General features: G+C 58.9%; 7 protein-coding genes. 5 read left to right on the forward strand and 2 right to left on the reverse strand.

All coding sequences use genetic code 11. The features are described 5' to 3' along the window. Positions 1-40 precede the first annotated feature (40 nt). Positions 41-109 carry a hypothetical protein gene (locus tag AF71_RS32100; protein ID WP_246733911.1) on the forward strand — a complete coding sequence of 23 codons (69 nt, stop codon included), beginning with the start codon at positions 41-43 and terminating at the stop codon, positions 107-109. A gap of 248 nt (positions 110-357) precedes the next feature. Here AF71_RS32100 and AF71_RS31110 read toward each other — a convergent pair whose 3' ends face one another. Continuing rightward, a complete protein-coding gene (locus AF71_RS31110; RefSeq protein WP_169684534.1) occupies positions 358-786 on the reverse strand; it encodes an NUDIX domain-containing protein in 429 nt (142 codons plus the stop codon). 7 nt (positions 787-793) lie between these two features. Beyond that, on the reverse strand, positions 794-1,087 hold the full coding sequence (locus tag AF71_RS31115) for a hypothetical protein (RefSeq protein WP_025662697.1): 294 nt from the start codon (positions 1,085-1,087) through the stop codon (positions 794-796). Positions 1,088-1,568: 481 nt separating this feature from the next. Between AF71_RS31115 and rpsL the strand changes: the two genes are divergently transcribed. The 4 genes from rpsL to tuf all read left to right on the forward strand — a co-directional run bounded on the left by rpsL (position 1,569) and on the right by tuf (position 5,862). After that, entirely contained in the window at positions 1,569-1,940 is a 372-nt protein-coding gene (gene rpsL, locus AF71_RS31120; RefSeq protein WP_003547537.1) for a 30S ribosomal protein S12, read from the forward strand. A gap of 77 nt (positions 1,941-2,017) precedes the next feature. Beyond that, a complete protein-coding gene (rpsG, locus tag AF71_RS31125) occupies positions 2,018-2,488 on the forward strand; it encodes a 30S ribosomal protein S7 (RefSeq protein WP_018860448.1) in 471 nt (156 codons plus the stop codon). Positions 2,489-2,517: 29 nt separating this feature from the next. Then, positions 2,518-4,617 (forward strand): elongation factor G, encoded by a 2,100-nt coding sequence (fusA, locus tag AF71_RS31130; RefSeq protein WP_018860447.1) that lies wholly within the window; start codon positions 2,518-2,520, stop codon positions 4,615-4,617. A 69-nt stretch (positions 4,618-4,686) separates the two neighbouring features. Further along, the gene (gene tuf, locus AF71_RS31135) at positions 4,687-5,862 is read left to right on the forward strand and encodes an elongation factor Tu (protein WP_018857113.1); all 1,176 of its coding nucleotides are present in this window, start codon (positions 4,687-4,689) and stop codon (positions 5,860-5,862) included.

The raw sequence follows: 5,862 nt of genomic DNA on the forward strand, positions 1-5,862 counted from the left end.
GGCGCAAACACCTCGGGTCTGGCAAGCGCTGGACGAGTGGATGCGCCATCGTGTGAGGGCAATCCAGCTCAAGCAATGGAAGCACGGCAGACGATCTTTCGGGAAATGATGGCAAGGGGAGCCAAACCTGGGGTGGCCCAGCAAGTGGCAGCAAATGCCGGTCGCTGGTGGCGCAACAGCGGCAAGCTCCTTAACGCCACCCTCACCATTAGATGGGCTGACCAACTTGGAATGCCCAGGCTCGTCTAACCTCAATCTCTCGAACCGCCCGGTGCGGACCCACATGCCGGGTGGTGTGGCAGGGGTGCGATCACATCGATCGCCCCCTATGCCGATTGAGTTCGATTTTGCAAGGGCTCAGCTCAGCAGCGGTAGGCCTTGCTCCATACCGTAGCCCAGCCGAACGTGGGCATCGTCGAAGCTGAGCCAGAAGAAACGGAACAGGATTGGACCCCCGCCGCTGAACGGCGTCATTTCGCGATGCAGCCAGGTGGAGGGCTGCTCACCTTCAAGCGGAATGTGGAAGTAATGTCGCCGGTGGCAGACGTCGCTGCCATCCTTGTAGAAACGGTAGTCATTGACAACCAGCGGGGCGAGGGGAGTCTTAGACAGGATTCCCGTTTCTTCCGAAAACTCTCGAAGGGCTGCCGCGGCGATATCTTCGCCAGCTTCTACCGTGCCGCCCGGAAGCTGAAGCTCGATCTCCGGAAAGTCCGGCTCATCGAAAACCAGCAGCCGGTCGCGCCAGGTTGCATAGATCAGCACCTTGAGCGCATCCGGCTTCATCGTTGCCTCAGCTGAAGCGGATGATCGCGACTTCGCCGTCGACGGCGCCCTGATAGGCGGAGGCGTGAGGCTCCTCGGACGGCACTTCGGTCAGCATGCCGATCTGGTCGAGGTCGGCCTCGATGAAACCTTCTTCCGCAAGCGCATTCAGAGCCTCGCGCACGGCGCTGTCGTCGTCGGCGGCCTTGAGCATGATATGGAGATCGACGCCCTCGCTGTTGTCGGACTCATAGCCCTTGCCGATGATGATGAAGACCATCGGGCCTTCGGAAATGTTGTCGTTGTCGGGGGCGGTGATCATCGGATGTCCTTCGATTCGAGATTTGAATCTGATTTCATGCGTTTAGCGCAATCGGTGATTCCATAGCCGCTTTTTACTGCAATGCTCAAGTTTATCTTGCTGTGCAGCAGCGAATGCGCCTAGAAGCTCCAAAAGAGCGCGTAGTGGCCGGGTTTCAAGGCGTTTGGCCTAAGTTTATTTCTTAACGGCCTTGACGAGACGACGGGAAACCAGTAGTACCCGCGCCATCCGGACCCATGTGAGGCATGGCCATTCGGGGCGACGCGCCCCGGAGATCACCTCAAACAAGGTTCGAAACGCACGTTGAAGATATGATGCCTGCACGCATGACGCATGTCTTTTGCGTCCTCTGCTCTCAGTGGTCCATCTGCGAAAGCGGATCGGGCCACGTTTTGCGCATTGAGACAAGCGTGTGATCTTGCCGGAGACGGCGCGAGTTACGCCCGCAAGGGATTGAGATATAAACGTAAGGGATGGTTGAATGCCTACCGTAAACCAGCTTATCCGCAAGCCGCGTCAGGCGAACGTAAAGCGTAATAAGGTTCCTGCCCTGCAGGAGAACCCGCAGAAGCGCGGCGTTTGCACCCGCGTCTACACGACGACGCCGAAGAAGCCGAACTCGGCTCTGCGTAAGGTCGCAAAGATCCGCCTGACCAACGGCTTCGAAGTCATTGGTTACATCCCCGGTGAAGGCCACAACCTTCAGGAACACTCTGTCGTCATGATCCGCGGCGGCCGTGTTAAGGACCTTCCGGGTGTTCGTTACCACATCATCCGCGGCGTTCTCGATACCCAGGGTGTCAAGAACCGCAAGCAGCGCCGTTCGAAGTACGGTGCGAAGCGTCCGAAGTAATTCGGCTTTGAAATCCCGGCGCTGCGCGAGGTCCTCCGCGTGGTAGAGCGCCTTTAACAATTGAAGAGACGAGAAGTATGTCCAGACGTCACAGAGCAGAAAAGCGCGAGATCAACCCGGACCCGAAGTTCGGCGATCTGGTTGTTACCAAGTTCATGAATGCAATCATGCTTGACGGCAAGAAGTCCGTCGCTGAAAGCATTGTCTACGGCGCATTTGACTCCGTACAGGGCAAGTCCAAGCAGGAGCCGCTCGGCGTGTTCCATCAGGCTCTGGACAACGTTGCTCCGCACGTTGAAGTCCGTTCGCGCCGTGTTGGTGGTGCAACCTACCAGGTTCCGGTTGATGTTCGTCCGGAGCGCCGTCAGGCCCTGGCCATCCGCTGGCTGATCGCTGCCGCGCGCAAGCGCAACGAAACGACCATGATCGACCGACTGTCGGGCGAGCTTCTCGATGCATCCAACAACCGTGGTTCCGCGGTCAAGAAGCGCGAAGACACGCACAAGATGGCTGACGCCAACCGTGCGTTCTCGCATTATCGCTGGTAATCCCGAACGGGTTCGAAAGGCAGTCCACAATGGCTCGCGAATATAAAATTGAAGACTACCGAAATTTCGGTATCATGGCGCACATCGACGCCGGCAAGACGACGACGACTGAGCGTATCCTTTACTACACCGGCAAGTCGCACAAGATCGGCGAAGTGCACGATGGCGCGGCCACGATGGACTGGATGGAGCAGGAGCAGGAGCGTGGTATCACGATCACCTCCGCTGCCACCACGACCTTCTGGAAGGGCCGTGACGGCAAGATGCGCCGCTTCAACATCATCGACACCCCCGGCCACGTCGACTTCACCATCGAAGTCGAGCGTTCGCTGCGCGTTCTCGACGGTGCGATTGCTCTTCTCGACGCCAACGCCGGTGTTGAGCCGCAGACGGAAACCGTCTGGCGCCAGGCAGAGAAGTACAATGTTCCGCGCATGATCTTCTGCAACAAGATGGACAAGACCGGTGCGGACTTCTACCGCTCCGTCGAGATGATCAAGACCCGTCTCGGCGCAACGGCTGTCGTCATGCAGCTGCCGATCGGCGCAGAAAGCGACTTCAAGGGCGTTGTCGACCTGATCGAGATGAACGCTCTCGTCTGGCGCGATGAATCGCTCGGCGCCCAGTGGGATGTCGTCGAAATCCCGGAAGACATGAAGGTCAAGGCTGAAGAATATCGCGAAAAGCTGATCGAGACCGTTGTCGAGATCGACGAAGCCGCGATGGAAGCCTACCTCGAAGGCACCATGCCCGACAACGATCAGATCCGCGCGCTCGTCCGTCGCGGCACGATCGACGTCAAGTTCCACCCGATGTTCTGCGGCACCGCCTTCAAGAACAAGGGCGTTCAGCCGCTGCTCGACGCCGTTGTCGATTACCTGCCGTCGCCGCTCGATATTCCGGCGATCAAGGGCATCGACTTCAAGACGGAAGCCGAAATCGAGCGTCACGCTGACGACTCCGAGCCGCTTTCGATGCTCGCATTCAAGATCATGAACGACCCGTTCGTCGGTTCGCTGACCTTCGCACGCATCTATTCCGGCAAGCTCGAAAAGGGTTCGTCGGTTCTGAACACGGTCAAGGACAAGCGCGAGCGCGTCGGCCGTATGCTGCAGATGCACTCGAACTCGCGTGAAGACATCGAAGAAGCCTTCGCAGGTGATATCGTTGCTCTCGCTGGTCTCAAGGAAACCACTACGGGTGACACGCTCTGCGATCCGCTGAAGCCTGTTATTCTCGAGCGCATGGAATTCCCCGAGCCGGTCATCCAGATCGCGATCGAGCCGAAGTCCAAGGGCGACCAGGAAAAGATGGGCCTCGCGCTCAACCGCCTGGCTGCTGAAGACCCGTCCTTCCGCGTCAAGACCGACCAGGAATCCGGCCAGACGATCATCGCCGGCATGGGCGAACTTCACCTCGACATCATCGTCGACCGCATGCGTCGCGAATTCAAGGTTGAAGCAAACGTCGGTGCTCCGCAGGTTGCCTACCGCGAAACCATCACGCGCCAGCACGAAGAAGACTACACGCACAAGAAGCAGTCCGGTGGTACCGGTCAGTTCGCGCGCGTCAAGATCGTCTTCGAACCGAACCCGGATGGCGAAGACTTCAAGTTCGAGTCCAAGATCGTCGGTGGTGCAGTTCCGAAGGAATACATTCCGGGCGTTCAGAAAGGTATCGAAAGCGTTCTGTCTTCCGGTCCGCTGGCTGGCTTCCCGATGCTCGGCGTCAAGGCGACGCTCATCGACGGTGCCTTCCACGACGTCGACTCGTCGGTTCTGGCGTTCGAAATCGCTTCGCGTGCTTGCTTCCGTGAAGCAGCCAAGAAGGCCGGCGCTCAGCTCCTCGAGCCGATGATGAAGGTCGAAGTCGTCACGCCGGAAGATTACGTCGGTGACGTTATCGGTGACCTGAACTCCCGCCGTGGTCAGATCCAGGGCCAGGAAAGCCGTGGTATCGCCGTCGTCATCGCCGCCAACGTTCCGCTGGCGAACATGTTCAAGTACGTCGATAACCTGCGCTCCATGTCACAGGGCCGTGCTCAGTACACGATGACCTTCGATCACTACGCGCCGGTCCCGTCGAACGTCGCAACGGAAATCCAGGCAAAGTATTCCGGTCAGAAGTGACCGGAATACCAATTGACCGATAACAAGAATTAGATCCCTCACGGGACCTTAAAAGAGTGGAGAGCCCAAATGGCAAAGAGTAAGTTTGAGCGCAACAAGCCGCACGTTAACATCGGCACGATCGGCCACGTTGACCACGGCAAGACGTCTCTGACGGCAGCGATCACGAAGTACTTCGGCGAGTTCAAGGCGTACGACCAGATCGACGCGGCTCCGGAAGAAAAGGCTCGCGGCATCACCATTTCGACGGCACACGTCGAATACGAGACCCCGAACCGCCACTATGCCCACGTTGACTGCCCCGGCCACGCCGACTACGTCAAGAACATGATCACCGGTGCTGCGCAGATGGACGGCGCGATCCTGGTTTGCTCGGCTGCCGACGGCCCGATGCCGCAGACCCGCGAGCACATCCTGCTTGCTCGCCAGGTTGGCGTTCCGGCGATCGTCGTGTTCCTCAACAAGGTCGACCAGGTTGACGACGCCGAGCTTCTCGAACTCGTCGAGCTCGAAGTTCGCGAACTTCTGTCGTCCTACGACTTCCCGGGCGACGACATTCCGGTCATCAAGGGCTCGGCTCTTGCCGCTCTCGAAGACTCCGACAAGAAGATCGGCGAAGACGCGATCCGCGAGCTGATGGCAGCTGTTGACGCCTACATCCCAACGCCTGAGCGTCCGATCGACCAGCCGTTCCTGATGCCGATCGAAGACGTGTTCTCGATCTCGGGCCGTGGTACGGTTGTGACCGGCCGCGTCGAGCGCGGTATCGTCAAGGTTGGCGAAGAAGTCGAAATCGTCGGCATCCGCCCGACCTCGAAGACGACGGTTACCGGCGTTGAAATGTTCCGTAAGCTGCTCGACCAGGGCCAGGCTGGCGACAACATCGGTGCTCTGGTTCGCGGTGTGAACCGTGACGGCGTCGAGCGTGGTCAGATCCTGTGCAAGCCGGGCTCTGTCAAGCCGCACAAGAAGTTCAAGGCTGAAGCCTACATCCTGACGAAGGAAGAAGGCGGCCGTCATACGCCGTTCTTCACCAACTACCGTCCGCAGTTCTACTTCCGCACGACGGACGTCACCGGCATCGTCACCCTGCCGGAAGGCACGGAAATGGTCATGCCTGGCGACAACGTCACTGTAGACGTCGAGCTGATCGTTCCGATCGCGATGGAAGAAAAGCTGCGCTTCGCTATCCGCGAAGGCGGCCGTACCGTCGGCGCCGGCATCGTCGCCTCGATCGTCGAGTAA

Origin of the sequence: Rhizobium sp. 57MFTsu3.2 (assembly GCF_012932765.1) — a bacterium.
Classification (GTDB): domain Bacteria; phylum Pseudomonadota; class Alphaproteobacteria; order Rhizobiales; family Rhizobiaceae; genus Rhizobium; species Rhizobium altiplani.

What these genes read in the sequence shown, in the direction of transcription:
- rpsG (WP_018860448.1), top strand. Translation starts at nt 2,018, where the DNA reads ATGTCCAGACGTCACAGAGCAGAAAAGCGCGAGATCAACCCGGACCCG.
- rpsL (WP_003547537.1), top strand. Translation starts at nt 1,569, where the DNA reads ATGCCTACCGTAAACCAGCTTATCCGCAAGCCGCGTCAGGCGAACGTA.
- tuf (WP_018857113.1), top strand. Translation starts at nt 4,687, where the DNA reads ATGGCAAAGAGTAAGTTTGAGCGCAACAAGCCGCACGTTAACATCGGC.
- AF71_RS31110 (WP_169684534.1), bottom strand. Translation starts at nt 786, where the DNA reads ATGAAGCCGGATGCGCTCAAGGTGCTGATCTATGCAACCTGGCGCGAC.
- AF71_RS31115 (WP_025662697.1), bottom strand. Translation starts at nt 1,087, where the DNA reads ATGATCACCGCCCCCGACAACGACAACATTTCCGAAGGCCCGATGGTC.
- fusA (WP_018860447.1), top strand. Translation starts at nt 2,518, where the DNA reads ATGGCTCGCGAATATAAAATTGAAGACTACCGAAATTTCGGTATCATG.